The 26,601-nt window shown below is 60.2% G+C and carries 23 protein-coding genes; 12 read left to right on the forward strand and 11 right to left on the reverse strand.

Annotated elements, in window-relative coordinates:
* Positions 1 to 46: 46 nt before the first annotated feature.
* On the forward strand, positions 47 to 1,615 hold the full coding sequence (locus tag BMH52_RS08080; RefSeq protein WP_073843348.1) for a SulP family inorganic anion transporter: 1,569 nt from the start codon (positions 47 to 49) through the stop codon (positions 1,613 to 1,615).
* A 129-nt stretch (positions 1,616 to 1,744) separates the two neighbouring features.
* Here BMH52_RS08080 and aroE read toward each other — a convergent pair whose 3' ends face one another.
* A complete protein-coding gene (gene aroE, locus BMH52_RS08085; RefSeq protein WP_014716295.1) occupies positions 1,745 to 2,563 on the reverse strand; it encodes a shikimate dehydrogenase in 819 nt (272 codons plus the stop codon).
* Positions 2,563 to 3,495, reverse strand: coding sequence for an oxygen-dependent coproporphyrinogen oxidase (hemF, locus tag BMH52_RS08090; RefSeq protein ID WP_014716294.1), 933 nt, complete (start codon positions 3,493 to 3,495; stop codon positions 2,563 to 2,565). Before hemF ends, aroE begins: the two co-directional genes overlap by 1 nt.
* 178 nt (positions 3,496 to 3,673) lie before the next feature.
* Between hemF and BMH52_RS08095 the strand changes: the two genes are divergently transcribed.
* Entirely contained in the window at positions 3,674 to 4,651 is a 978-nt protein-coding gene (locus tag BMH52_RS08095; RefSeq protein WP_073843350.1) for a quinone oxidoreductase, read from the forward strand.
* 110 nt (positions 4,652 to 4,761) lie between these two features.
* On the opposite strand, the gene BMH52_RS08100 is transcribed toward BMH52_RS08095, so the two are convergent.
* The 3 genes from BMH52_RS08100 to BMH52_RS08110 form a co-directional block, all read right to left on the reverse strand.
* Positions 4,762 to 5,319, reverse strand: coding sequence for an L-threonylcarbamoyladenylate synthase (locus BMH52_RS08100; protein WP_014716292.1), 558 nt, complete (start codon positions 5,317 to 5,319; stop codon positions 4,762 to 4,764).
* A gap of 73 nt (positions 5,320 to 5,392) precedes the next feature.
* A complete protein-coding gene (gene dprA, locus BMH52_RS08105) occupies positions 5,393 to 6,496 on the reverse strand; it encodes a DNA-processing protein DprA (protein WP_072435302.1) in 1,104 nt (367 codons plus the stop codon).
* 63 nt (positions 6,497 to 6,559) lie between these two features.
* Entirely contained in the window at positions 6,560 to 7,336 is a 777-nt protein-coding gene (locus tag BMH52_RS08110) for a hypothetical protein (RefSeq protein WP_014716290.1), read from the reverse strand.
* A 135-nt stretch (positions 7,337 to 7,471) separates the two neighbouring features.
* Between BMH52_RS08110 and def the strand changes: the two genes are divergently transcribed.
* The 5 genes from def to BMH52_RS08135 all read left to right on the forward strand — a co-directional run bounded on the left by def (position 7,472) and on the right by BMH52_RS08135 (position 12,151).
* The gene (def, locus tag BMH52_RS08115; protein ID WP_003187273.1) at positions 7,472 to 7,978 is read left to right on the forward strand and encodes a peptide deformylase; all 507 of its coding nucleotides are present in this window, start codon (positions 7,472 to 7,474) and stop codon (positions 7,976 to 7,978) included.
* 69 nt (positions 7,979 to 8,047) lie between these two features.
* Positions 8,048 to 9,001, forward strand: coding sequence for a methionyl-tRNA formyltransferase (gene fmt, locus BMH52_RS08120; protein WP_014716289.1), 954 nt, complete (start codon positions 8,048 to 8,050; stop codon positions 8,999 to 9,001).
* Positions 8,998 to 10,308, forward strand: coding sequence for a 16S rRNA (cytosine(967)-C(5))-methyltransferase RsmB (rsmB, locus tag BMH52_RS08125; RefSeq protein WP_073843352.1), 1,311 nt, complete (start codon positions 8,998 to 9,000; stop codon positions 10,306 to 10,308). The genes fmt and rsmB overlap by 4 nt, the downstream gene beginning before the upstream one ends.
* 22 nt (positions 10,309 to 10,330) lie before the next feature.
* Positions 10,331 to 11,704: a Trk system potassium transporter TrkA gene (trkA, locus tag BMH52_RS08130; RefSeq protein ID WP_014716287.1), complete on the forward strand. Its 1,374-nt coding sequence runs from the start codon at positions 10,331 to 10,333 to the stop codon at positions 11,702 to 11,704.
* Between the two features lie 135 nt (positions 11,705 to 11,839).
* Positions 11,840 to 12,151 (forward strand): M48 family metallopeptidase, encoded by a 312-nt coding sequence (locus tag BMH52_RS08135; RefSeq protein WP_014716286.1) that lies wholly within the window; start codon positions 11,840 to 11,842, stop codon positions 12,149 to 12,151.
* Positions 12,152 to 12,282: 131 nt separating this feature from the next.
* Here the strand turns inward: BMH52_RS08135 and BMH52_RS08140 are convergent, their stop codons facing one another.
* Both BMH52_RS08140 and BMH52_RS08145 read right to left on the reverse strand, forming a co-directional pair.
* Positions 12,283 to 13,170, reverse strand: coding sequence for a lysophospholipid acyltransferase (locus BMH52_RS08140; RefSeq protein ID WP_014716285.1), 888 nt, complete (start codon positions 13,168 to 13,170; stop codon positions 12,283 to 12,285).
* A 40-nt stretch (positions 13,171 to 13,210) separates the two neighbouring features.
* Positions 13,211 to 13,768 carry a DNA-3-methyladenine glycosylase I gene (locus BMH52_RS08145; RefSeq protein ID WP_032901531.1) on the reverse strand — a complete coding sequence of 186 codons (558 nt, stop codon included), beginning with the start codon at positions 13,766 to 13,768 and terminating at the stop codon, positions 13,211 to 13,213.
* An 81-nt stretch (positions 13,769 to 13,849) separates the two neighbouring features.
* Between BMH52_RS08145 and glyQ the strand changes: the two genes are divergently transcribed.
* From glyQ to BMH52_RS08165, 4 genes are all read left to right on the forward strand, one after another.
* A complete protein-coding gene (gene glyQ, locus BMH52_RS08150) occupies positions 13,850 to 14,803 on the forward strand; it encodes a glycine--tRNA ligase subunit alpha (RefSeq protein ID WP_003187265.1) in 954 nt (317 codons plus the stop codon).
* On the forward strand, positions 14,800 to 16,854 hold the full coding sequence (glyS, locus tag BMH52_RS08155; protein WP_014716283.1) for a glycine--tRNA ligase subunit beta: 2,055 nt from the start codon (positions 14,800 to 14,802) through the stop codon (positions 16,852 to 16,854). The genes glyQ and glyS overlap by 4 nt, the downstream gene beginning before the upstream one ends.
* The gene (gene gmhB, locus BMH52_RS08160; RefSeq protein WP_173877514.1) at positions 16,854 to 17,393 is read left to right on the forward strand and encodes a D-glycero-beta-D-manno-heptose 1,7-bisphosphate 7-phosphatase; all 540 of its coding nucleotides are present in this window, start codon (positions 16,854 to 16,856) and stop codon (positions 17,391 to 17,393) included. Before glyS ends, gmhB begins: the two co-directional genes overlap by 1 nt.
* An 82-nt stretch (positions 17,394 to 17,475) precedes the next feature.
* Entirely contained in the window at positions 17,476 to 18,246 is a 771-nt protein-coding gene (locus BMH52_RS08165) for a 1-acyl-sn-glycerol-3-phosphate acyltransferase (protein ID WP_003187258.1), read from the forward strand.
* 181 nt (positions 18,247 to 18,427) lie between these two features.
* Here the strand turns inward: BMH52_RS08165 and BMH52_RS08170 are convergent, their stop codons facing one another.
* Complete coding sequence (locus BMH52_RS08170; protein WP_073843354.1) at positions 18,428 to 20,707, reverse strand: CHASE2 domain-containing protein; 2,280 nt, start codon at positions 20,705 to 20,707, stop codon at positions 18,428 to 18,430.
* A 410-nt stretch (positions 20,708 to 21,117) separates the two neighbouring features.
* Between BMH52_RS08170 and BMH52_RS08175 the strand changes: the two genes are divergently transcribed.
* The gene (locus tag BMH52_RS08175) at positions 21,118 to 21,840 is read left to right on the forward strand and encodes a response regulator transcription factor (RefSeq protein ID WP_014716281.1); all 723 of its coding nucleotides are present in this window, start codon (positions 21,118 to 21,120) and stop codon (positions 21,838 to 21,840) included.
* Between the two features lie 105 nt (positions 21,841 to 21,945).
* Here BMH52_RS08175 and gyrB read toward each other — a convergent pair whose 3' ends face one another.
* The 3 genes from gyrB to dnaN are packed head-to-tail and all read right to left on the reverse strand — an operon-like array spanning position 21,946 to position 26,595.
* Positions 21,946 to 24,363, reverse strand: coding sequence for a DNA topoisomerase (ATP-hydrolyzing) subunit B (gene gyrB, locus BMH52_RS08180; RefSeq protein WP_003187253.1), 2,418 nt, complete (start codon positions 24,361 to 24,363; stop codon positions 21,946 to 21,948).
* Positions 24,364 to 24,367: 4 nt separating this feature from the next.
* Entirely contained in the window at positions 24,368 to 25,471 is a 1,104-nt protein-coding gene (gene recF, locus BMH52_RS08185; protein WP_003187251.1) for a DNA replication/repair protein RecF, read from the reverse strand.
* Between the two features lie 20 nt (positions 25,472 to 25,491).
* Entirely contained in the window at positions 25,492 to 26,595 is a 1,104-nt protein-coding gene (dnaN, locus tag BMH52_RS08190; protein WP_003187250.1) for a DNA polymerase III subunit beta, read from the reverse strand.
* Positions 26,596 to 26,601: the final 6 nt, after the last annotated feature.

Below are 26,601 nucleotides of genomic sequence, written 5' to 3' on the forward strand. Positions count from 1 at the left end.
CCATGCATATTGATACTCTTGCCAAAACCCTTTATCCGAGCCTGCGATGCCCCGGCCCAACCGCCATACACTCTTGCCTTTCCTGCGCTGGCTGCCGCGCCAAACCCGCGCCAGCGTCGGCCGGGACGCGATCGTCGGCCTCAGCGGCGCTGTGCTTGCGCTGCCGCAGTCGATTGCCTACGCACTGATCGCCGGTCTCCCACCCGAATATGGGCTCTACGCAGCCATCATCCCAGTATTGATCGCCTGCCTGTGGGGCTCGTCCTGGCACCTGATCTGCGGGCCCACGGCCGCCATCTCCATCGTGCTTTACGCCAGCATCAGCCCACTGGCCGTGCCAGGCTCCCAGGACTACATCACCCTCATCCTGTTGCTGACCTTCCTCGCCGGGGTATTCCAATGGTTGCTCGGCCTGCTGCGCTTCGGCGCGTTGGTGAACTTTGTCTCCCATTCGGTGGTGCTGGGTTTCACCCTGGGTGCCGCCGTAGTGATCGCCTTGGGGCAATTGCCCAACCTGCTCGGCTTGGATTTACCGAGCCAGGCCACGGCTATCAATGGCCTGCTGGCGCTGATCGACCATCGTGGCGAGTGGGACCACGCGTCCCTGGCCCTGGGGCTGGGTACATTGCTGGCAGGTATGCTGCTCAAGTACCTCGTGCCACGTTGGCCGACATTGTTGATCGCCTTGGTGTTGGGCAGCCTGGCGGCATGGCTGTTGCCGGCGATGTTCGGGCATGTGGCACGGGTCAGTTCGTTTATTGGCAAACTGCCGCCGTTCAGCCCGTTGCCGATGGATCTGGATCTGGTACTACGCCTGCTGCCCAGTGCCGTGGCGGTGGGAATGCTGGGGTTGGTGACCAGCCTGTCGATTGCCCGTTCGCTGTCCGCCCGCTCGCAACAACTGCTCGACGCCAACCAGGAAGTACGCGCCCAGGGTTTATCCAACATCGTGGGCGGATTTTTTTCCGGATACCTGTCAGCCGGATCGTTCACCCGCTCGGGCCTCAGTTATGAGGCGGGTGCCTGTTCGCCATTGGCGGGGGTTTTTTCGGCTCTGTGGGTGGCGTTATTCGCGTTATTTGGCGCAGCGTTGATTGCGCATATTCCGATCCCGAGCATGGCGGCGAGCATCCTGCTGATCTGCTGGGGCCTGGTGGACCACCGCGGCATTCGTGCGCTGTTCCGGGTCAGCCGCGCCGAATTTGTGGTGATGAGCCTGACCTGTGTCGCCACCTTGTTGCTGGAGCTGCAAACGGCGATCTATGCCGGGGTACTGGCGTCGCTGTTTTTCTACCTCAAACGCACCTCGCAGCCACGGGTGCAACACTGGCGCGACGGTGAAGCGGATGTGTTGCGGGTGGGCGGCTCGATCTTTTTTGGCGCCAGCCATTACCTGCAAGTGCGCCTGCAACGTCTGCAGGGTGAGCGGGTGGTGATCGAGGCGCAGCAGATCAACTTTATCGACTATTCCGGGGTGGAGATGCTGCACCAGGAGGCGCGGCGGTTGGCGGGGTTGGGCCGTAGCTTGACGTTGCGTGGGGCCAGGCCGCAGGTGGTTGAGGAGCTGAAAAAGCTCGACGGGCCCGATAACTGCCCCATCGACTTTGAAAACTGAACGCGATCAAAACTGTGGGAGCTGGCTTGCCTGCGATAGCGGTGGGTCAGCCAGCACATGGGTAACTGACCTATTGCTATCGCAGGCAAGCCAGCTCCCACATTAAGTGTGCCACATCAGCGTGTGGAATCAGGCCAATTGCCGGCGCAGTTCGGCCAGTACGGGGCCCGAATCCGGACGCACGCCGCGCCACAGCAAGAAGGCTTCCGCCGCTTGCTCCACCAGCATGCCCAGGCCATCCATCGCCACCGCCGCGCCTTGCTCGCTCGCCCAGCGGCAGAATGCGGTGGGTTCCTTGGCGTACATCATGTCGTAGCAGAAGGTCTTGCCCGGCTCGATCAGGCTGCCGGCAATCGGCGGTACATCGCCTGACAGGCTGGCCGACGTGGCATTGATGATCACATCCACCGGCTCACGCAACCAGTCGAAACCACTGGCAGACACCGGGCCCAGGTCATCGAACAGCTCAGCCAGCCGCTCGGCCTTTTCCACGGTGCGGTTGGCAATGATCAACGACGAGGGTTGCTGCGCCAGCAACGGCTCCAGCGCACCGCGTACCGCACCACCGGCGCCCAACAACAGGATGCGTTTGCCTTGCAGGCTCAGCCCGGCATTGACCGTCAAGTCGCGCACCAGGCCCGCGCCGTCGGTGTTGTCGCCCAACAACGTGCCGTCAGCCAGTTTGCTCAAGGTGTTCACGGCGCCGGCGCGCTGGGCACGTTCGGTCAGGGTATTGGCCAAGCGATAGGCCTCTTCCTTGAACGGCACCGTCACGTTGGCGCCACGGCCCTGTTGGAAAAACTCACGGGCACAGGCGGTGAAGTCCTCCAACGGCGCGAGCATCGTGCTGTAGTCCAGTTGCTCGCCGGTCTGGGCGGCGAACAGACGATGAATCAGCGGCGACTTGCTATGGCCGATGGGGTTGCCGAACACCACATAACGGTCCATCACACCGCCGCCTTGGGCGCGGCAACGCCGAGCCAGTCACGGTCTTGCAGGAAGTAGTCGGTGAGGCGCGCCTCTTCGCTGCCGGCTTCGGCCTTCCAGTCGTAGCTCCAGCGTACCTGAGGTGGCAGCGACATCAGGATCGACTCCGTACGCCCGCCCGATTGCAGGCCGAACAGGGTGCCACGGTCATAGACCAGGTTGAACTCAACGTAGCGGCCCCGGCGGAACTCCTGGAACTGGCGTTGTTGCTCGGTGTACGCCATGGCCTTGCGACGCTGCACAATCGGCAGATAGGCATCGATGTAGGCATCGCCGATGGCGCGGATGAAGGCGAAGCAGGTGTCAAAGCCCCACTCGTTCAAGTCATCGAAGAACAGCCCACCGATGCCACGGGGCTCGTTGCGGTGCTTGATGTGGAAGTAGGTGTCACACCAGGCCTTGTAGCGGGAGTACACGTCCGGGCCAAACGGTGCACAGGCCTGCTCGGCCACGCGGTGCCAGTGAATGCAGTCTTCTTCATTGCCGTAATACGGGGTGAGATCGAAGCCACCACCGAACCACCACACCGGTTCTTCACCTTCTTTTTCAGCGATGAAAAACCGCACATTGGCGTGGGAAGTCGGTACATGAGGGTTATGCGGATGGATCACCAGCGACACACCCAGGGCCTCAAACCCACGGCCCGCCAGTTCAGGGCGATGGGCACTGGCAGACGGTGGCAGACCGCTGCCGAACACGTGGGAAAAGTTGACACCGCCTTTTTCGATCACCGAACCGTTTTCCATCACACGGGTACGACCGCCACCGCCGGCTGGCCGGGTCCAGGCGTCTTCGATAAAGCGAGTGTCCGTCTCGAAGGTTTCCAGGGCGCTGCAAATGCGGTCTTGCAGGTCAAGCAGGTAGGCTTTAACGGCCTCGGTGCGGGTAGTCATGGCATCACCTTGAATCGGGCAAAGCTACGCGAGGCCCATGGGGCGTCGGCGGCAAATGGGCGCACAGGATACCACTGCGCCTACATGCCACTGCACTTAGGTGCACAGCAGTTGACGAGGATCAAGCTTAGGAGTCCGATAGGGGGCTACGCAGATTCGAACCCAAGGAGAAGTGCAGATGGCCAAACGTATCCAGTTCAGCGCCCATGGCGGCCCCGAAGTACTTGAATATGTGGACTACACGCCAGCGGAGCCTGGCCCACAGCAGGTTCGGGTGCGCAACGAGGCCATCGGCCTGAACTTCATCGACACCTATTTCCGCAGTGGTCTCTACGCGCCGCCCGCCCTGCCATCGGGCCTGGGTGCGGAAGGCGCTGGCGTGGTGGACGCGGTGGGCAGTGAAGTCAGCCAATTCAAAGTTGGCGACCGCGTGGCCTACGGCAGCGGTCCGCTGGGTGCCTACAGCGAGCTGCATGTGTTGCCTGCCGCCAACCTGGTGCACCTGCCGGATGAGATCAGCTTCGAACAGGCCGCCGGTGCCATGCTCAAAGGCCTGACCGTGCAATACCTGTTGCGCCAGACCTATGAGCTCAAAGGCGGTGAAACCATTTTGTTCCACGCCGCCGCCGGTGGCGTGGGTTCCCTGGCCTGCCAATGGGCCAAGGCCCTGGGCGTGAAGTTGATCGGTACGGTCAGCTCCCCGGAAAAGGCCGCTTTGGCCAAATCGCTGGGCGCCTGGGAAACCATCGACTACAGCAAGGAAGATGTCGCACAACGCGTACTGGAATTGACTGACGGCGAGAAGTGCCCGGTGGTATATGACGGCGTCGGCAAAGACACCTGGCTGACCTCGCTCGACAGCGTGTCGCCACGGGGCTTGTTGGTGAGCTTCGGCAATGCGTCGGGTGCAGTGGATGGGGTGAACCTGGGAATTCTGTCGGCGAAAGGATCGCTGTACGTGACCCGGCCTACTTTGGCGACCTACGCGAACAACCCGGCGAACTTGCAGGCGATGGCGGACGATCTGTTTTCGATGATCAAAAGTGGCAAGGTGCGCATTGATATCAACCAGCGCTACTCGCTGGCAGAGGCGGCCAAAGCGCAGACGGAGTTGTCGGGGCGGCGCACGACTGGATCGACCATCCTGCTGCCTTAAGATCGTACCCACGCTCTGCGTGGGAATGCATACCGTGACGCTCTGCGTCACAAGCGGACGCAGAGCGTCCAATGCGGCGTTCCCACGCAGAGCGTGGGAACGAGCTGCACCTAGGAGGGGCGCACCACATCACCCGTCACCAGGTCCCGAATCAGGCTCGGGTTCTTGCGCCCACCCAAGGCGCCGCCCAACACCAGGTCCACTTGCCCGCGAAAATACTGCTCCACGCGAATCCGCGTGCGGGCTGCCGGACGGCCCTGTGGGTTGGCCGAGGTGGAAATCAACGGGCCGACCTCGGCGCACAAATCTCTCACCAACGGATGATCACTGACCCGCAGCGCTACGGTGTCATGCACACCCGTGACCCATTCGGGCAGCAAGTCTTGATGGGGCACCAGCCACGTATTCGGCCCTGGCCAGGTGCTGGCCATGCGTTCGATCCATGTGTCCGGGAAATCTTCAAACAGAAAGTCGAACTGACGAATATTGTCCGCCACCAGGATCAGGCCTTTGTCGACCGAGCGGTTCTTGATCGCCAGCAGCCGATCCACTGCTTCTTCGTTCCACGGGTCGCAGCCCAGGCCCCAGACCGCTTCGGTCGGATAGGCGATCACCGCGCCTGCGCGAATTTCCCGTGCGGCTTCCAGCACACGCCACCTGTTGACCATTGTTTACTCTCCGGACTAAAGCTCTGGGCAGTTTACCGATCTTCGTTACAAAACCTAGCGCCAAAAACGTCCACTACAAAAGCGGACACCGCGCCAGCCAGCGCCCGCTTTCGCAAATCACCTGGCCCTCCAACTCCAGCTCTGTCAGGGTGGCCAGTACTTGGGACAACGGCCGACCGCTGGCAATCGCCAAGGCTTCGCTGCTATGCGGTGCCGCGTGCAGCAGCGCCACCAACGGATGGATCACGGGCACCGGCGCAGCATGGGACAACCGCTGCCAACCGCGCAGGCTTTCAAGAATGTGCTCGATGGTTTCCACAAGCACCGCGCCATCACGGATCAGTTGATGACAGCCCTTGGCGGCGGGGTGGTGGATGGAACCCGGAATCGCGTACACCTCGCGCCCTTGCTCCGCCGCCAGGCGTGCGGTGATCAGCGAGCCGCTGGACATACTGGCCTCCACCACCAGCACGCCTAACGACAACCCGCTGATAATCCGGTTGCGCCGTGGGAAATTACCGGCCTGGGGCGCGGTATCCAGCGGAAACTCGGAAACCACGGCGCTGCCTTGGGCGATCATCGCCGCAGCAAGCTTGCGATGGCGCTGTGGATAAAAATTTTCCAGGCCAGTGCCAAGTACGCCGATGGTATGGCCGCCCACGTCCAATGCCGCCTGGTGCGCCGCGCCGTCAATGCCCACCGCCAGCCCACTGGTGATGACAAAACCGGCGCTCGCCAGGCTGCGGGAAAAGGCCGCTGCCGTGTCCATGCCTGGGCGAGAGGCACGCCGGCTTCCGACCATGGCCAACTGTGGTTTTTCCAGAATACCGGGGTCGCCCGCCACGAATAACAACGGCGGCGCATCGTCGATCTGCGCGAGCAACGCCGGGTACTCTGGTTGGTCCCACATCAGCAAATGCTGGGCCGGGCGCGCCAGCCAGGCTAACGCCTCACTGGCACCGTCACGGACTTTGGGGCTACGTCGGGCCTCGGCACTGATGGCGGGCAAACCGAGGGAACGCCAGGCGCTGGCGGGAGCACTCAGAGCCTTGGAAGCGCAACCAAAGGCTTCGATCAACACGTGAAAACGCTTGGGCCCCAGTTCTGGCAGCCTGTGCAAGCGTAGCCGGGCTTCCAGCTCTGCCGGGGAAATATCGCTACTGTTTATCGGATTCATATGATCATCCTTGACCGGAACAAGCTGTGGATAACTCTGTTGGTAACTTATTTAGCAGGCTATTTATTGCGCTTGTTGAGCCGTCTCGAAACGGTCTTGCACGGCCAACGACCTTGAAGCACTGAGCACCAGGGCATAGCTGAGCTTTTCGTAGGTGCGAAACACCAGCAGGGTGCCCGCTCGCTCATCCGGGAGCGGCGTGGGCGTACCGGTGAGGGCGTCTCGCACGGTGGCGCCAGCCTTGATCACCGTCAGCAGTTGGCCTTCCATCAGGCCATCGCGGCGGCCCTTGTTCAGGGTCACAGCATCGAGCACGCCAATCTGCGTGACGCCCTTGGGGATGTCGATGATGTGCCCTGTAATCAAGGGTGCGGGTTTGCAGGGTTCCAGGCTGGCCAAAGCAACGGGAGGCTCGGCGCGCAACAAACGGTCACCCGGGCGAATTTCCTGGGTCACCCGTTGCACTGCCAAGGTGGTGAGGCTGTCGGCAAGCACAAAGCGCGCAGTGCCGATGTCGTCGGCATTGATGCCGAGTAATTCCTGGGTAACGGGGTCGGTGTAGGCCTTGCCCCGCCGAAAGATCCCGTAGCTGGGCTGGGCCGGGTCCAGATGCCCGCGCGCATGCACACGCTCGTCGTTGGCACCCAGCACGCGCCCGCCTTGAGCCGCAATAATATAAGGCGCGTTGTCCAGGTCGTGGGGGGAGTCAAAAATACGGTTGTGCAGTAAAAAATGCTGAATGGCCTGTTGCGCGGCCTGATCCAGACGCTCAGTGGGTTGCACAATCAATGCCGTGGCGAACGGGGCCCACAGCAGCAAGACGAGTAGCGATTTCCTCATGGGGTGAATCTCCTTTATTATGTGCGTTCGCGTGAAATGCCATAGCCTTCGCGGCTTCCGAGCGTTTCACACCGGCCGTATGGGTCCTTCCCACCGCCGATTTGTCTCTTCCTCACATGTGCAGCAATTACGCTTATGGCTATTTTGAACATCCTCGAATTTCCCGACTCGCGCCTGCGCACGATCGCCAAGCCGGTGGCCGTAGTGGACGACAAGGTTCGTCAGTTGGTCGATGACATGTTTGAAACAATGTATGAAGCCCCGGGCATCGGCCTCGCCGCTACCCAGGTCAACGTGCATCTGCGTGTCGTGGTCATGGACCTGTCGGAAGATCGCAGCGAACCTCGGGTGTACATCAACCCTGAGTTCGAACCGCTGACCGAAGAGATGGGCGAATACCAGGAAGGCTGCCTGTCGGTGCCGGAGTTCTACGAGAACGTTGAACGCCCGCTGCGCGTGAAGATCAAGGCGCTGGACCGTGACGGCAAGCCGTTTGAGCTGATTGCCGAAGGTCTGTTGGCGGTGTGCATCCAGCATGAATGCGACCACCTCAACGGCAAGCTGTTTGTCGATTACCTGTCCACGCTCAAGCGGGACAGGATCAAGAAAAAGCTGGAAAAAAAGCATCGCCAGCAAGCCTGATGCCCTTCTTCCAAAGGCTTGCTGCGGCAAGCCTTTTTCTTTTGTGACTGTTTTTAACCGAGAACTCCCATGACCGAGCCATTGCGCATTGTTTTTGCCGGCACTCCTGAATTTGCCGCCGAACACCTCAAGGCGCTGCTTGCCAGCCCTTATGACATCGTCGCGGTGTACACCCAGCCGGATCGCCCGGCCGGTCGCGGGCAAAAACTGATGCCGAGCCCAGTCAAGCAATTAGCACTGGAGCACAACATTCCGGTGCTGCAACCGCCGACCCTGCGTAACGCCGACGCCCAGGCCGAACTGGCCGCGCTGAAGCCGGACCTGCTGGTGGTGGTGGCTTACGGTTTGATCCTGCCTCAGGCTGTGCTGGATATACCGCGCCTGGGTTGCATCAACAGTCATGCTTCACTGCTGCCCCGCTGGCGCGGTGCGGCGCCGATTCAACGTGCCGTTGAAGCAGGCGACAGCGAGAGCGGCGTGACCGTGATGCGCATGGAAGCCGGCCTGGATACCGGGCCGATGCTGCTCAAAGTCACCACACCGATCACCGCCCAAGACACCGGCGGCAGCCTGCACGACCGCCTCGCTGAACTGGGGCCGCCCGCCGTGATCCAGGCCATCGCCGGCCTGGCTGCCGGCACACTGGAAGGCGAGGTACAGGACGACAGCCTGGCCACCTACGCGCACAAATTGAACAAAGACGAAGCACGCATCGACTGGAGCCGCCCAGCCGTGGAGCTTGAGCGCCTGGTACGTGCCTTCAACCCGTGGCCGATCTGCCACAGCACCCTGAACGGCGAGGCTTTGAAAGTGTTGGCCGCGACCCTGGCCGATGGTGCAGGCGCTCCCGGCGAGATCATCGGCGCCAGCAAAGACGGCCTGTTGGTGGCTTGCGGTGAACAGGCGCTGTGCCTGACGCGTCTGCAATTGCCCGGCGGCAAGGCGCTGAACTTCAGTGATTTGTTCAACAGTCGTCGTGAGAAATTCGCCCTGGGCACCACGCTTGGAGTGGTCACTCAATGAACCCACGTCTGGCCGCCGCCAAGGCTCTCGCCGCCGTGCTCAACGGCAAGGCTTCGCTGAACAGTTCATTGCCCACGCAGTTGGATAAGGTTGAAGACCGCGACCGGGGGTTTACGCAGGACCTGGCCTTTGGCACCGCCCGTTGGCAGCCACGGTTGTCTGCGTTGGCCGCCAAGCTGCTGCAAAAACCGTTCAAAACGGCGGACGCGGATGTCGAGGCGCTGTTGCTGGTGGGTCTCTACCAGTTGCTCTACACCCGCGTGCCCGCCCACGCCGCCATTGGTGAAACCGTCGGCTGCGCCGACAAGCTGAAAAAACCCTGGGCCAAGGCCCTGCTCAATGCCGTGCTGCGCCGCGCCCAGCGTGAAAGCGAAACGCTGTTGGCCGAGCTGGAACATGATCCGGTGGTGCGCACCGCCCACCCGCGCTGGCTGCAAAAATCCCTGAAGGCCTTTTGGCCCGAGCAATGGGAGGCTATCTGCGCGGCCAACAACGCGCACCCGCCGATGATCCTGCGGGTCAACCGTCGCCACCACAGCCGGGATGCATACCTGCAATTACTCGCCGACGCGGCCATCAACGCCACCCCGTGCGTGTACAGCACGGACGGTATCGTGCTGGAAGCCGCCGCCGATGTGCGCAGCCTGCCGGGCTTTGCCGAAGGCTGGATCAGCGTGCAGGACGAGGCCGCGCAATTGGCTGCCGATCTGCTCGATTTGGCCCCCGGCCAGCGCGTACTCGACGCCTGCTGCGCGCCAGGCGGTAAGACGTGTCACATCCTTGAGGTTGAAAAAGACCTGGCCGGTGTGGTGGCTGTGGACCTTGAGGCCAAGCGCCTGGTGCGCGTGCGGGAAAACCTTGCACGCCTGGGCCTCAGCGCCGACCTGATCGCCGCCGACGGCCGCGACACCGCGACGTGGTGGGACGGCAAGCCATTCCAGCGCATCCTGCTGGACGCTCCTTGCTCCGCCACCGGTGTGATCCGTCGGCACCCGGACATCAAGCTGACCCGCCAGCCCGACGACATCGCCGCCCTGGCGGTGTTGCAAGGCGAACTGCTCGACGCGCTGTGGCCAACCCTGGAAGTGGGCGGCATCCTGCTTTACGCCACCTGCTCCACGCTGCCCACCGAAAATACCGAGGTCATCCAAGCCTTCCTCGCCCGCACCAGCGGCGCGCGCGAACTGGACCTCGCCACCAGCGCCGGCATCAAGCAGCCCCACGGCCGCCAACTGCTCGCGCAGGAAGGCGGGCACGATGGCTTCTACTACGCCAAACTGATCAAGATTGCCGCCGCGCGCGGCTGAATGGTTTTAAGGGAGTGACCGGATGAAAATCATCATCCTTGGAGCAGGGCAGGTGGGTGGCACGCTGGCCGAACATTTGGCCGGTGAAGCCAACGACATCACCGTGGTCGACACCGATGCCGAGCGCTTGCGCAACCTGGGCGACCGCCTGGACATTCGTACGGTGCAAGGCCGCGCGTCGTTTCCGACGGTGCTGCGCCAGGCCGGTGCCGACGATGCCGACATGCTGGTGGCTGTGACCAACAGCGACGAGACCAACATGGTCGCCTGCCAGGTCGCCCACACCCTGTTCCACACCCCGACCAAGATCGCTCGGGTGCGCGAAGCGGCTTACCTGACCCGCGCCGGGCTGTTCGACAACGACGCCATCCCGGTAGACGTCCTGATCAGCCCGGAACAGGTGGTGACCCACTACATCAAGCGCCTGATCGAAATTCCAGGTGCGCTACAGGTTATCGACTTCGCTGAAGGCAAAGCGCAACTGGTAGCCGTGAAGGCCTATTACGGCGGGCCGCTGGTTGGCCAGCAATTGCGCCAGCTGCGTGAGCACATGCCGAATGTGGAAACCCGCGTCGCCGCGATTTTCCGCCGTGACCGGCCGATCCTGCCCCAGGGCGATACGGTGATCGAGGCTGACGACGAAGTATTTTTCATCGCCGCCAAGGCGAACATTCGTGCGGTCATGAGCGAAATGCGCAGGCTCGACGAAAGCTACAAACGCATCGTCATCGCCGGCGGTGGGCAGATTGGCGAGCGTTTGGCAGAAGCCATCGAAAGCCGCTACCAGGTGAAGATCATCGAGATGAGCCCGACGCGGTGCCGGCATTTGTCCGACACCCTCGACAGCACTGTTGTACTGCAAGGCAGCGCCTCGGACCGTGACCTGCTGATGGAAGAAAACATCGCCGACGCCGATATCTTCCTGGCCCTGACCAACGATGATGAAGCCAATATCATGTCGTCCTTGCTGGCCAAGCGGCTGGGGGCGAAGAAGGTGATGACCATCATCAATAACCCGGCCTATGTCGACCTGATCCAGGGCGGCGATATCGACATTGCCATCAGCCCGCAGTTGGCGACCATTGGCACCTTGCTCGCCCACGTACGGCGTGGCGACATTGTCAGCGTGCACTCGTTGCGCCGTGGCGCAGCGGAAGCCATCGAGGCGATTGCCCACGGTGACTCCAAGTCCAGCAAAGTGATTGGCAAGGCGATCCGCGATATCGGCCTGCCGCCCGGTACCACCATTGGCGCGATCATTCGCGATGAAGAAGTGATCATTGCCCACGACGACACGGTGATCGCCACCGGAGACCACGTGATTTTGTTCCTTGTGGACAAGAAACATATCCGCGATGTGGAGAAGCTGTTCCACGTGGGGCTGAGTTTTTTCTGATTAAAAAATTGAGTGAGCCTGCCGCCGCCATCGCGGGCAAGCCCGCTCCCACATGTGATCGCGTTCCAAGTGTGGGAGCGGGCTTGGCCGCGATGACGATATCGAAACCGCTATGTAGCTAAAGGATGCACCGCCATGCTCGAATCCCTGGAAAAAATGCTCGCCAAGGGTGTGGATAATTCATTGCTGCGCTTTGGCCTGGGCAAGGGTTATCTGGACCTGAAGGACAACGCAACGGCGGCCGAGCATTTGCAGCGATGCGTCGAGTTCGATCCGAAGTATTCGGCGGCGTGGAAGTTGTTGGGCAAGGCGCGGCTGGGATTGGAAGATCGCGCGGCAGCACACCTGGCATGGGAGAAGGGCATCGAAGCCGCCCAGGCCCATGGCGACAAACAGGCCGAAAAAGAAATGACGGTGTTCCTGAAGAAACTTGATCGCCAAACCTGAGGTGATCACCTGTGGGAGCTGGCTTGCCTGCGATAGCATCACCTCGGTATATCAGGCACTCCGAGGTGATGCTATCGCAGGCAAGCCAGCTCCCACATTTGATCTCCATTGGGCTGGAGGTCAGCGGTGTATCAATACCACCGCGCCTCACCCGGCGGGCGTTTCTTGAAGCGCTTCATGCTCCACATGTACTGGCTTGGGTAAGCGCCTACATAGCGCTCAACTACCTTGCTCATCGCCGCACAGGACGTCGCGGTGTCGGTGCTGTACATGTCCTCCGGCGCCGCTTCCAGGATCACCTTGTAGCCCGAGCCGTCCGGCAGGCGCAGGGCGTGCAGGAATACGCCAACGGCCTTGTGGCCCGCGAGCATGTTCGGCACGAACTTGCTGGTAAGCGCCTGGGTGGCAAAAAACGGTACGAAGATCCCGGCGGACTCAGCCGGCTCCGGGTCGGCAGGAATGCCCACCTGGCCGCCTTTGCGCACTTCCTTGATCACGCTGAGAATGCCTTCCTTGGTGGAAGCCGCCACGCGGTTGCCCAGCTGCACGCGTTGTTTGCGCAGCAGTTCGTCCACCGCCTTGAGCTTGGGCGGGCGATAGAAAATGATCGGTTTGCACTGGCTGCAATAGAAGTGGTTCAACACTTCCCAGTTGCCCAGGTGGCTGGTGATGCCCACCACGCCTTTGCCAGAAGCCAGGGCCTCGTGCAGCACTTCCAAGCCCTCGACTTCGCGGACCAGGTCGATGGAGCGCTGCGCCGGCCAGATCCACGCGCAGGCGCTTTCGGTGAGGGACTTGCCGATGTCCATCAGGCTGCGGCCCACCAGGCGCTCGCGTTCTGCAGGGTCCATGTCCGGGAAGCATTTGGAGAGGTTGATCCGCACGGTATCGCGGGAACGGTTGGGGGTTTTCCACATGATCCAGCCGATCCCCGTGCCGACGGCTTGTACGGCGCGCCAGGGCAGCAGGGCAAACAACCGAAGAGCGCCTACCAGCAAGGCGCCTTTAAACTTTTCCACAGGTCACTCCTGATCGTGTGTGGTGCGCAAAGCCGGCATTCTAACCGGCGTTGGCCAAGTCCGCGTAACGGTCGCAGTCCTGGGTGTGGTCCATGACCATGCCCGAGGCCTGCATGAAGGCGTAGCAGATGGTCGGCCCCACGAAGGTGAAGCCGGCCTTTTTCAAGGCTTTGCTCATGGCTTGGGCTTCGGGCGTGATCGCCGGGACGTCGCTGCGATCCTTGAAGTGATTGACCTTGGGTTTGCCGCCGACAAACGACCACAGCAACCCCACGGGATCTTCCAGCGCCAGCCAGGCCGCGGCGTTGCGCCGGGTAGCGTTGAGCTTCAAGCGATTGCGCACGATGCCCGGGTCCTGCATCAGCACCTCGATTTCGTCATCGCTCAATTGCGCCAGACGCTGCGCGTCAAAGCCGAACAACACCTTTCGATAATGCTCGCGTTTGCGTAAAACGGTGATCCAGGACAGGCCTGCCTGGAACCCTTCGAGCAAAAGCAACTCGAACAAACCCTGCGCATCGCGCAGCGGCGTTCCCCACTCTTGATCGTGATAAGCCATGTACAGCGGATCTTCAGAACACCAAAAGCAGCGTGGCATAAGGCTCCAGGGAGTGGTGGCGGGGCCGAATCGGGTATACTCCCGCTCTTTAAATCGCAGCCCAAGTAACAGGTGAATTTCGTGAGCCAGCCTACGCCAGCCGTGCGTACCTTCCAAGACTTGATCCTCGCCCTCCAGCAATACTGGGCCGAGCAAGGTTGTGTGGTACTTCAGCCCTACGATATGGAAGTAGGCGCCGGCACTTTCCACACCGCTACATTCCTGCGGGCCATCGGCCCGGAAACCTGGAACGCCGCTTATGTGCAGCCCAGTCGCCGCCCGACTGACGGCCGCTACGGCGAAAACCCGAACCGTCTGCAGCACTACTACCAGTTCCAGGTGGTATTGAAGCCCAACCCGGACAACTTCCAGGAGCTGTACCTGGGCTCGCTGAAACATGTCGGCCTGGACCCACTGGTGCACGACATTCGTTTCGTCGAAGACAACTGGGAGTCGCCAACCCTGGGCGCCTGGGGCCTGGGCTGGGAAGTCTGGCTCAATGGCATGGAAGTGACGCAGTTCACTTACTTCCAGCAAGCCGGCGGCATCGAGTGCTACCCGGTCACCGGCGAAATCACCTATGGCCTTGAGCGCCTGGCCATGTACCTGCAAGGCGTGGACTCGGTCTACGACCTGGTATGGGCTGACGGCCCGTTCGGCAAGGTGACTTACGGCGATGTGTTCCACCAGAACGAGGTGGAGCAGTCCACCTACAACTTCGAACACGCCAACGTCGACAAACTGTTCGAACTGTTCGACTTCTATGAAAGCGAAGCCAAGCGCCTGATCGAACTCGACCAGCCGCTGCCGTTGCCAAGCTATGAAATGGTGTTGAAGGCCTCCCATACCTTCAACCTGCTGGACGCCCGCCGTGCCATTTCGGTTACTGCGCGCCAGCAATACATCCTGCGTGTGCGCACGCTGGCGCGTTCCGTCGCCCAAGCCTACCTGCTGGCTCGCGCCAAGCTGGGCTTCCCGATGGCAACCCCGGATTTGCGTGATGAAGTGTTGGCTAAGCTGGAGGCTGCACAATGAGTGCTCAAGATTTCCTGGTTGAACTGGGCACCGAAGAGCTGCCACCCAAGGCCCTCAATACCCTGGCCGATGCATTCCTGGCCGGTATCGAAAAAGGCCTGCAGACCGCTGGCCTGAAGTTTCAAGCCAAGAAGGTCTACGCCGCGCCGCGCCGCCTGGCTGTGCTGCTGACCGCGCTGGAAACCCAGCAGCCGGATCGCAGCATCAACCTGGACGGCCCACCGCGCCAGGCGGCTTTCGACGCCGAAGGCAACCCGACCCAGGCGGCCCTTGGCTTTGCCAAGAAGTGTGGCGTGGAGCTGAGCGAGATCGACCAGAGCGGCCCGAAACTGCGTTTCAGCCAGGTCATCACCGGCAAGCCAACCGCCAGCCTGTTGCCGACCATCGTTGAAGATTCCCTGAACGACCTGCCTATCCCCAAGCGCATGCGCTGGGGTGCGCGCAAGGAAGAGTTCGTGCGCCCAACCCAATGGCTGGTGATGCTGCTCGGTGACCAGGTCATCGATTGCACCATCCTCGCCCAGAAGGCCGGTCGTGACTCCCGTGGTCACCGCTTCCATCATCCAGAAAGCGTGCGCATCACTTCGCCGGCCAACTACCTCAACGACCTGCGCGCTGCTTACGTGCTGGCCGACGCCAATGAGCGTCGCGAGCTGATCAGCAAGCGCACCGAAGAGCTGGCCCGTCTGCAGGAAGGCACCGCCATCGTGCCGCCAAGCCTGCTCGACGAAGTGACCGCCCTGGTGGAATGGCCGGTGCCGCTGGTGTGCTCGTTCGAAGAGCGTTTCCTCGACGTGCCGCAAGAAGCCTTGATCACCACCATGCAGGACAACCAGAAGTACTTCTGCCTGCTGGACGTGGACGGTAAGTTGTTGCCGCGTTTTATCACCGTGGCCAACATCGAAAGCAAAGACCCACAGCAGATCATCGCCGGTAACGAAAAAGTCGTGCGCCCGCGCCTGACCGACGCCGAGTTCTTCTTCAAGCAAGACAAGAAGCAGAAGCTGGAAGACTTCAACCTGCGCCTGCAAAACGTGGTGTTCCAGGAAAAACTCGGCAGCGTCTACGACAAGGCCGTGCGTGTTTCCAAGCTGGCGGCCTACATTGCGCCCCGTATTGGCGGCGATGCCGCGTGGGCAGCGCGTGCTGGCTTGCTGTCCAAGTGCGACCTGGCCACCGAGATGGTCGGCGAGTTCCCAGAGATGCAAGGCGTGGCCGGTTACTACTACGCCCTCAACGACGGCGAGCCGGATGATGTCGCCCTGGCCCTGAACGAGCAGTACATGCCGCGCGGTGCCGGTGCAGAACTGCCGAGCACCCTGACCGGTGCGGCCGTGGCCATTGCCGACAAGCTGGACACCCTCGTGGGTATCTTCGGTATCGGCATGCTGCCCACCGGCAGCAAAGACCCGTATGCCCTGCGCCGTGCGGCCTTGGGCGTGCTGCGTATCCTGATCGACAAAAAGCTGGACCTCGACCTGACCCAGGCCGTGGTATTTGCCGTCGGCCAGTTCGGCACCAAGGTCAAGCAAGCCGGCCTGGCCGAGCAAGTGCTGGAGTTTGTGTTCGATCGCCTGCGTGCGCGTTATGAAGACGAAGGAGTGGACGTTTCCGTCTACCTGTCGGTACGTGCCCTGCAACCGGGCTCGGCACTGGACTTCGACCAGCGTGTACAAGCCGTGCAAGCGTTCCGCAAGCTGCCGGAAGCCGATGCCCTGGCCGCCGTGAACAAGCGCGTGTCGAACCTGTTGAGCAAGGCCGACAACCTCGGCACTGCCGAAGTCGACCCGGGCCTGTTTGCCGATGCCAAGGAGTTCTCGCTGAACTCAGCCATCGCCAAGGCCGAGAACGCCGTGAAGCCGCTGATCGCTGAGCGTAACTACGCTGAAGCGTTGGCGCGCCTGGCGTCCTTGCGTGAGCCGGTGGATGCGTTCTTCGAAGCGGTGATGATCAATGCCGATGATGCTGGCGTGCGCAAAAACCGCTACGCCATGCTGGCGCGCCTGCGTGGCTTGTTCATCAATATCGCCGACATCTCCGTACTGGGCTGATCATGTTGAAACTGCTGATTCTCGATCGGGACGGGGTGATCAACTACGACTCCGACGCTTACATCAAGTCGGTGGAGGAGTGGATCCCGCTGCCCGGTTCGATCGAGGCCATCGCGCAGTTGAGCAAAGCCGGCTGGACGGTGGCCATCGCCACCAACCAGTCCGGCATCGCCCGCGGTTACTACGACATCGCGACCCTGGAGGCCATGCACGCGCGTTTGCGCGCGTTAGTGGCCGAGCAGGGCGGCGAGGTGGGGCTGGTGGTCTACTGCCCCCACGGGCCGGACGAAGGCTGCGATTGCCGCAAGCCCAAGCCTGGCATGTTGAAAATTATTGCAGAACATTACAAGGTGCCCTTGGCTGGGATATGGTTCGTCGGGGACAGCCTCGGTGACCTGGAGGCGGCCAAAGCCGTCGACTCTCAGCCAGTTTTGGTTAAAACCGGAAAAGGCGAAAAGACCCAGGCTAAAAACCTGCCGGTAGGCACCTTGATTTTTGACGATCTGGCGGCCGTTGCCGCAGAACTTATCAACAACTAGCCGCCCTCGACTTCCTGACCAAGGACTGTTCGGGAGTGCGCTTTTAGCAGGCGGGCCGTGTCCCGCAACGGTAAATGCCGCCATGTCGATCTTGCAGGCCATCAGAACCTTTTTCTTTTACCTGCTGCTGGGCACCAGTTCGTTTCTCTGGTGCACCCTGAGCTTTTTTATTGCACCGTTCCTTCCCTTCAAGGCGCGCTATCGCTTTATCAACGTCTACTGGTGCCGCTGCGCGTTGTGGCTGAGCAAGGTGTTCCTGAATATTCGTTTCGAGGTCAAGGGCGCTGAAAACGTTCCTGATCAACCGTGCGTGATTCTCTCGAACCATCAGAGCACCTGGGAGACGTTCTTCCTCTCGGCGTATTTCTCGCCGTTGAGCCAGGTGCTCAAGCGCGAGCTTCTGTATGTGCCATTCTTCGGCTGGGCCATGGCCATGTTGCGTCCGATCGCCATCGACCGGGACAACCCCAAGGCTGCGCTCAAGCATGTCGCGAAGAAGGGCGATGAGTTGCTCAAGGACGGCGTCTGGGTGCTGATCTTTCCCGAGGGCACGCGGGTGCCCTACGGCACCGTGGGTAAGTTCTCACGGGGTGGTACCGCCCTGGCGGTCAACGCCAACCTGCCTGTGCTGCCAATTGCGCATAACGCCGGCAAGTTCTGGCCCAAGACTGGCTGGGCTAAACGCCCAGGCACTATCACCGTAGTGATCGGCGAACCGATGTACGCAGAAGGCGAAGGACCACGTGCCATCGCCGCCCTGAACGACCGCGCTGCGGCGTGGAATGAGGCGCAGCAACGGGCCATGGGCTCCCTGCCTCCGGAACCTGTGGTGGTGGAGACGCCGGCCGTTTGAGCATCTGTGGATAACCTGTGTACGCTTTGTTGGCGAATTGGCTTTTTTGCTTCATAACAAGCTGATTTACTTACATATTTCTGAAGCTCATAAAATTCAGAAAAACGTGCATAAGTTTTTTCTTCATAAAAAAACCGGTCCTTGTGACCGGTTTTTTATGCACAGCAGAAAAGCCGCTTTTTCAGTCCTCCAATAACGGCAGCAGTAGGATAAACGTCGAGCCCTTGCCCAGCTCACTTTCACACACGATGCGCCCACCGTGCCGCTCCAACACTGCTTTAACCATGGTCAGCCCCAGTCCAAGCCCCTCACTGCCTTGAGCCGAATCGAAACGTCGGTATTGGTTAAACAACTCCGGCAGATCCTCAGGCGCAATCCCCGGTCCCTGGTCGCTTATCCTGCATTCCAACCAACCTTGCGCACTGCCATGCCTCAACCTGACGGTGGTACCGGATGGGGAGTATTTGATCGCGTTCTCCAGCACATTGAACAACGCCCGGGTGAGCAGCGATTGGTCGGCGTAGACCATGGCCTCGTCCGCCTCATCCAGGTCGTGAACCAAATGGATGCCCTTCAACTGCGCAATCACCGCCACTTGATCAAAGGCGTCCATCACCAGCATGGCAAACAGGGTGGGCTGGAACTGGTAACCGTCCGCTTCAGCCTTGGCCAATTGCACAAAGGATTCGGTCAGGCTCAAGGCCCGCCGCACCTGCTGTTCGATCTGGGTAAACACCGGGGACTCCCCGTTGTGCACGTCCAACAGGGCAAGGATCGCTGAGTGCGGTGCACGCAGGTCGTGGGAAAGGAAACGCAGCATCGTCTCGCGGTGCTGCTGGGCTTCACGCTCCTTGCTCAGGTCCGTGAGGCTCAACAACCAGCCGAGGGCGAAATCCCCTTCGGCAGGCAGCAAAGGGGCCAGTTCCATGCGCAAACTGCGTTGGTGGATATCGCGAAACTCGACCAGTTCCAGCGCCGACAGGGCAGGGCGTACACCATTGTGCAGCGGGGGATAGCCTAGATCGGCGAGCTGTTCGACGAGGTTTTCGCCGACCAGGTCATTGCCGAATACTTCACGGGCCACGCGGTTGGCCAACAGGATGCTGCCCTGAGGGTCGGTGATCAGCGTTGCTACCGGCAGGCACTCCAGCCCGTCAGCCATAAAGCGCCGCGTATCGCGTGTACGACTGACGGCTTGTTCAAGGGCAAAGATCCGCCCTTGCAGCACATCGCCCTTACTGGCGGGCGCGCGACGACGTTCCGGAAGCACCTTGGGTTCGTTATCCAGACGTGCCAGTTCCCAGCCAAAGTAGGCGAGAATTACGCTCAGACGTCGCCAATTCCAGATCAGGTAACTCAGCAACAAACCGATCAGGCATGCTGCGGGGCTCCACCAGTGGCCCAGGCGCAATAAGCCCCATGAGCCCAGCAAAGCCACGGCCATGCACGCCAAGGTCATCCACAGGGCGTAACGGGGGCGCACAAGCAGAAGGCCCAGCAGCAGGGCCACCAGGGACGTTGCCAGCAACGCCGCGAACCAGCCGGGCAGATCGACGATGCTGCGACCCTGCAATAAACCATTCAGTACTTCAGCCTGGATCTCAACCCCCGCAGTGGTGCCCACGGTGGAAGAGAGCGGCGTCACGAAACGATCGGCCATGCCATAGGCTGAGGCGCCGATCAGAACCAGGCGACCCCGCAGCGACTCGGGAGCTACCTCGCCGCGTAGTACGCTGACGTAGGACAGACTGGGAAAATGGTCTGGTTCCGAAGTGAACGGCACACGAATCTCATGTTCCTGATGCCAGTGCCCTCCAGTAGGCTCTTGTGGCAGGCCCGGCATCGTCTCGGCATGCTCGCTCATGGCGAACGCCAGCCACGCCAACTGAGGAAGCGTGCTCCCCGGCGGGCCTTCACGTAGATACACGCTGCGCACCACACCGTCGTTGTCCGCTTCGACGTTGATGTGACCGACACCCTTGGCGCACTTGAGCAGTGGCGACAACGGCGCTATGGGAGCCTTGGGGCTGACGCTGCTGTCTCCGGCGATGGGCAGCAATACATTGCCGGCTTTGCATACGGCATCGGCCAGGCGCTGCTCGTCATGACTGTGGTCGGTCTCACTGAAGATCACATCCAACAAAATGCCCGCCGGCTGTGCGGCGTTCACGCGTTCAATCAGCTCGGCATGTACGCTGCGCGGCCAAGGCCATGGGCCAAGTGCTTCCAGGCTGGGTGCGTCGATGGTCACCAGGACGATGCGTGGATCTACCGGCAAGGGCGTGAGGCGGCGCAGGCTGTCATAGAGCGGATTATTGAGCGCTAAGCCAGCGCTCAAGGATAAGTAGGCCGTAAAGGGCAGGAGTACCAAACCGATCAACAGCCATTCACGAACCAACCCATGGAACAAAAGCTGGGCCTGGGTAGGTTGGCGTTTCTCGGTTTTGCGCCAGAGCTTCACAGGGCTAGCGCCATGAGGGGGCCAAGGCATTGATGGTCGTTAAGTAAAGATGTCATAAGCCCAGGATCCCTCTCCATGGGGTTGCGATGAAGTGCATGCAGTGTTCTGAAACCAGTGAAGCTTATTTCGGTCTCATTGGAGGACTTCCCACGACCGCGCAATGAACGATACCGCACATTGGAGCGGGCATAACGCCCCGGCGAGGCGATCACACCGACGCTTTTACGGAACGACAGGAGCCGGTATCTTCTTTGAGGATCGTAGTGGATTGAGTTTACGGCGCTTTCAGCGTATCGAGAGATCCAGGCACTGTAGAATCCGTCCATAATTATTCAGATTCATAGGCCGGCATTTGTACAGCATGTGCCCCCCATTCAAGCTCTCGTATTTTTGTAGGAAGGACCCCGCCCATGCGTGTCGCAATACTGGATGACGAACCCGCAGAGTTGCGACGGGTGGAACAGACACTGCGACAGATTCCCGGTCCGGCTGAACAGCCCTGGTCCCTGCATTTTTTTGAACGTGGCGAAGACCTGCTACGCCAGCTACGTCGGGAAACCTTTGACCTGCTGATCCTCGACTGGCAACTGCCGGATATCTCCGGGATCGCGTTATTGCGCTGGACCCGCGAGCACATGGAGTCGCCTCCCGCCGTTATCATGCTCACCAGTCGCGATGCCGAAAGCGATATCGTGACGGCGTTGAACAGCGGGGCGGACGACTATGTCAGCAAGCCGTTTCGGCCCAACGAACTCAAAGCCCGAGTCAGCGCCGTGCTGCGGCGCCACGGTTTGCAAAAGTCGGCTACCCAGGAAGTACAGAGCTTTAACGATCTGACGTTCGACGATGCCGAACTGACCGTCACCCGAGCGGGCAAGCCCATTAACCTGACAGAACGGGAATACCGTTTGGCAAGTTGTCTATTTGCCAACCTGGCCCGGCCGTTGTCTCGCGAGTATCTCTATGAGCGGTTCTGGAGCCACGAAGAAATGGTGTCGTCGCGGCCGTTGGACACGCATATCTACCGCCTGCGCAACAAGCTAGGGCTGACCGCGGATCGCGGTTGGCAGCTGTTGACGATCTATGGGTACGGGTATCGGTTGGAGAGTGTGACACCCGCTGTGGAAAGTTAAATAGCCTGATGTTCCACGTGGAGCATTTAAAAAATGCGCGACTACGAACCAACAAAAAAGGCCAACGCTAAGCGTTGGCCTTTTGTTTTTAGCAGATGTTCCTGATCAGAAGTCCAGGTTAGACACCGCCAAGGCATTGCTCTCGATGAAGTCACGACGAGGCTCGACCGCATCACCCATCAGGGTGTTGAAGATCTGGTCGGCGCCAATGGCGTCTTCGATGGTCACGCGCAGCATGCGACGTTGAGCAGGGTCCATGGTGGTTTCCCACAGCTGATCCGGGTTCATCTCGCCCAGACCTTTATAGCGCTGGATGGTATGACGCTTGGTGCTTTCCGCCATCAACCAGTCCAAGGCTTCCTTGAACTCCTTGACCTGCTTCTTGCGTTCGCCACGCTGAATGTAAGCACCGTCGTCCAGCAGGGTGCTCAATTGCGCGCCGAGGGTAACCACGGTCTTGTAGTCGTTGCTACCGAAGAAGTCGCGGTTGAAGGTGACGTAATTGGACAGGCCGTGGGAGATCAGTTCGACCTCTGGCAGCCATACGTTACGTTCACGGTCCTCACGCAGGCTGGCTTTGTACACCAGACCAGACTTCTCCACAGTACGCAGGCGCACTTCGTATTGGGCCAGCCAATCCTGCATGGCGGCGTGATCGCCCAACTGCTCCAGGCTCACGGCCGGCAGGTAGATGAAGTGCTCGGTCAGCTCCTGAGGGTACAGGCGCGACAAACGCTTGAGTGTCTTCATGACCATGCGGAAGTCGTTGACCAGTCGCTCCAGCGACTCACCGGAGATACCCGGCGCTTCGTCATTCAAGTGCAGGCTGGCATCTTCCAGGGCCGACTGCGTCATGTACTCTTCCATGGCGTCGTCGTCTTTGATGTATTGCTCTTGCTTGCCCTTTTTCACTTTGTACAACGGCGGCTGGGCGATGTAGATGTAGCCACGCTCGATCAGCTCCGGCAACTGACGGAAGAAGAAGGTCAGCAGCAGGGTGCGGATGTGCGAACCGTCGACGTCAGCATCGGTCATGATGATGATGTTGTGGTAACGCAGCTTGTCGATGTTGTACTCATCGCGGCCAATACCGCAGCCCAACGCCGTGATCAAGGTGCCGACTTCCTGGGAGGAAATCATCTTGTCGAAGCGGGCCTTCTCAACGTTGAGGATCTTACCCTTCAACGGCAGGATGGCCTGGGTGCGACGGTTACGACCCTGCTTGGCGGAACCGCCAGCAGAGTCACCTTCCACCAGGTACAGTTCGGAGAGGGCAGGGTCCTTCTCCTGGCAGTCAGCCAGTTTGCCTGGCAGGCCGGCGATATCCAGCGCGCCTTTGCGGCGGGTCATTTCACGGGCCTTCCGCGCGGCTTCACGGGCGCGTGCAGCGTCGATCATCTTGCCGACAACCAGCTTGGCTTCGTTCGGGTTTTCCAACAGGAAGTCGGAGAAGTACTTACCCATTTCCTGTTCAACCGCAGTCTTCACTTCGGAAGACACCAGCTTGTCTTTGGTCTGGGAGCTGAACTTCGGATCCGGTACCTTGACCGAGATGATCGCCGTCAGGCCTTCACGGGCATCGTCACCGGTGGTGGCGACTTTATGTTTCTTCGCCAAGCCTTCCGCTTCGATGTAGGTGTTCAGGTTACGCGTCAGCGCAGAACGGAAACCCACCAGGTGAGTACCGCCATCGCGTTGTGGAATGTTGTTGGTGAAGCACAACAGGTTCTCGTTGAAGCTGTCGTTCCACTGCAGGGCGATTTCCACGCCGATGCCATCTTCACGCTGGATGTTGAAGTGGAACACTTGGTTGACCGCGGTCTTGTTGGTGTTCAGGTATTCAACGAACGCTCGCAGGCCACCTTCATACTTGAACAGCTCTTCCTTGCCGCTGCGCTCATCCTTGAGGACGATGCCGACACCGGAGTTAAGGAAAGACAGTTCGCGAATCCGCTTGGCCAGGATGTCCCAGCTGAAGTGGATGTTTTTGAAGGTTTCTTCCGATGGCTTGAAGTGGATCTGGGTACCGGTGGTTTCACTGTCACCGACAATTTTCATCGGCTCCTGTGGTACGCCGTGGACGTAGGTCTGCTCCCAAATCTTGCCGCTACGGCGGACAGTGAGGATCAGTTCTTCGGACAGGGCGTTCACTACCGACACACCTACACCGTGTAAACCACCGGATACTTTATAGGAGTTGTCGTCGAACTTACCGCCAGCGTGGAGCACGGTCATGATGACCTCTGCCGCCGAAACGCCTTCTTCTTTGTGCACGTCTACCGGGATGCCACGACCGTTGTCACGCACGGTGATGGATTCATCCGGGTGGATGATAATGCTGATGTCGTCGCAGTGACCGGCCAGAGCTTCGTCGATGGAGTTATCGACCACCTCGAACACCATGTGGTGCAGACCGCTACCATCATCGGTGTCGCCAATGTACATACCGGGACGTTTGCGTACGGCATCCAAACCTTTCAGCACTTTAATGCTGGTCGAGTCGTACGTGTTTTCTTCGCTCATGCCTTCACTCCCGATGGTCGTGGGTCTGGGTGATACGGCCTTGTTCCACGTGGAACAAAGCGACTGGCGTTTCCGTCTGCCAGCCTTCCCTCAATAATTCGTGGTCTACACAGGTGATAAACACCTGGCAGCGTAAGTCTTCCAACAAGCGGCATAGCGAGCGGCGGTGCTGCTCGTCGAGCTCTGACGGCAAGTCATCCACCAAATAAATGCACTGACCGCGTCGAGCCTGGCTAACCAGATGGCCCTGCGCGATACGCAACGCACAGACCACCAACTTTTGCTGGCCGCGGGACAAGATGTCCGCAGCATTGTGTGCACCTAATCTAAGGCGCAAATCAGCGCGCTGGGGGCCGGCCTGGGTGTGTCCGATTTGCTGATCCCGTTGCAAGGACGTTGCGAGCACTGCACTCAGCTCACGTTCTTTGTCCCAACCCCGGTAATAACTCAGCGTCAAGCCCTCGAGGTCCAACAACTCGCTCAAGGTCTGCTCAAAGACTGGTTTCAAGGCTTTGATATAGGCGCGGCGGTATTCATCTATTTCGTCGCTGGCCAGGCACAGTTCACGGTCCCAGGCTGCTTGCGAAGCGGCGTCAAGTGTACCATGCCGCAGCCATGAGTTCCGCTGCCGCAGGGCCTTCTGCAGGCGCTGCCAAGTGGCCATGAAGCGTGGTTCCACGTGGAACACGCCCCAGTCGAGGAATTGCCGACGGATTTTCGGGGCACCTTCCAGCAATCGAAAGCTGTCGGGGTTGATCAGTTGCAACGGCAGGATCTCTGCCAGTTGAGCTGCGCTGCGCGCATTTTGCCCGTCGATTCGGATCTGAAATTCCCCACCACGATCACGCGATATCCCCAGGCTGCTATGACCGCCCTCAGCCAGTTCCACTTGGCCAAATACGGTACAGGCCAATTGTTCGTACTGAATCACGGGTAACAAACGGGCACTGCGGAAGGAACGCGCAAGCCCCAGCAGATGGATGGCTTCCAGCACACTGGTTTTGCCACTGCCGTTGGCGCCATGGAGGATATTGATGCGGGGGGAAGGGGAGAAGGTCACCGGGTGCAGATTGCGCACCGCGGTGACCGAGACGCGACTGAGGGACATCTAGCTTCTGCTGAGCATGATTACAGGCGCATCGGCATGACAACGTAAGCCGAGTCGTCGTTGTCGGATTCTTGTACCAGGGCGCTGCTGTTGGAGTCCGACAGGATCAGACGAACCTGTTCGGTTGTCATAACACCCAGCACGTCCAACAGGTAGCTTACGTTAAAGCCGATTTCCAGCGATGCGCCGTTGTAGTCGACACCCACTTCTTCTTCCGCCTCTTCCTGTTCCGGGTTGTTGGCCTGGATTTTCAGTTGGCCGTTGGCCAGCTGCAGGCGAATACCACGGTACTTTTCGTTGGACAGAATCGCAGTACGGCTAAAGGCTTCACGCAGAGCCTGACGATCACCGACCACCAGCTTGTCGCCACCTTTAGGCAACACACGCTCGTAGTCCGGGAACTTACCGTCTACCAACTTGGAGGTGAAGGTGAACTCACCGGTGGTCGCGCGAATGTGGTGCTGGCCCAACACGATGCTGACGTTGCCGTCCGGCTCGGTGAGCAAGCGCGCCAGTTCAAGGATACCTTTGCGTGGAACGATTACCTGGTGACGATCCGGCTGACCGATATCGGCACGCATCGAGCACATTGCCAGACGGTGACCGTCGGTGGCCACGGCGCGGATAATACCTTCCGAGACTTCCAGCAGCATACCGTTGAGGTAGTAACGCACGTCCTGCTGGGCCATTGCGAAGCTGGTGCGCTCGATCAAACGACGCAGCTTGCTTTGCTCCAGGCTGCACGTCAGCGAGCCAGGGCCTTCTTCTACGGTTGGAAAGTCATTGGCCGGCAAGGTCGACAGGGTGAAACGGCTACGGCCTGCCTTGACCACCAACTTCTGCTCATCCACCTTGATGTCGATCAGCGCATCGTTAGGCAGGCTTTTGCAGATATCCATCAGCTTGCGCGCCGGCACGGTGATCTCGCCGGGTTCGGCAGGCTCTTCGAGCTGGACACGACCCACCAGTTCGACTTCCAGGTCGGTACCGGTCAAGGACAACTGTTGCCCCTCGACCACCAGTAATACGTTGGAAAGCACCGGCAAGGTCTGTCGGCGCTCGACGACGCCTGCGACCAGTTGCAGGGGTTTCAACAGGGCTTCGCGTTGAATGGTGAAATGCATGGTCTA

It is taken from the genome of Pseudomonas sp. BTN1 (genome assembly GCF_001907715.1).
GTDB lineage: Bacteria > Pseudomonadota > Gammaproteobacteria > Pseudomonadales > Pseudomonadaceae > Aquipseudomonas > Aquipseudomonas paracarnis.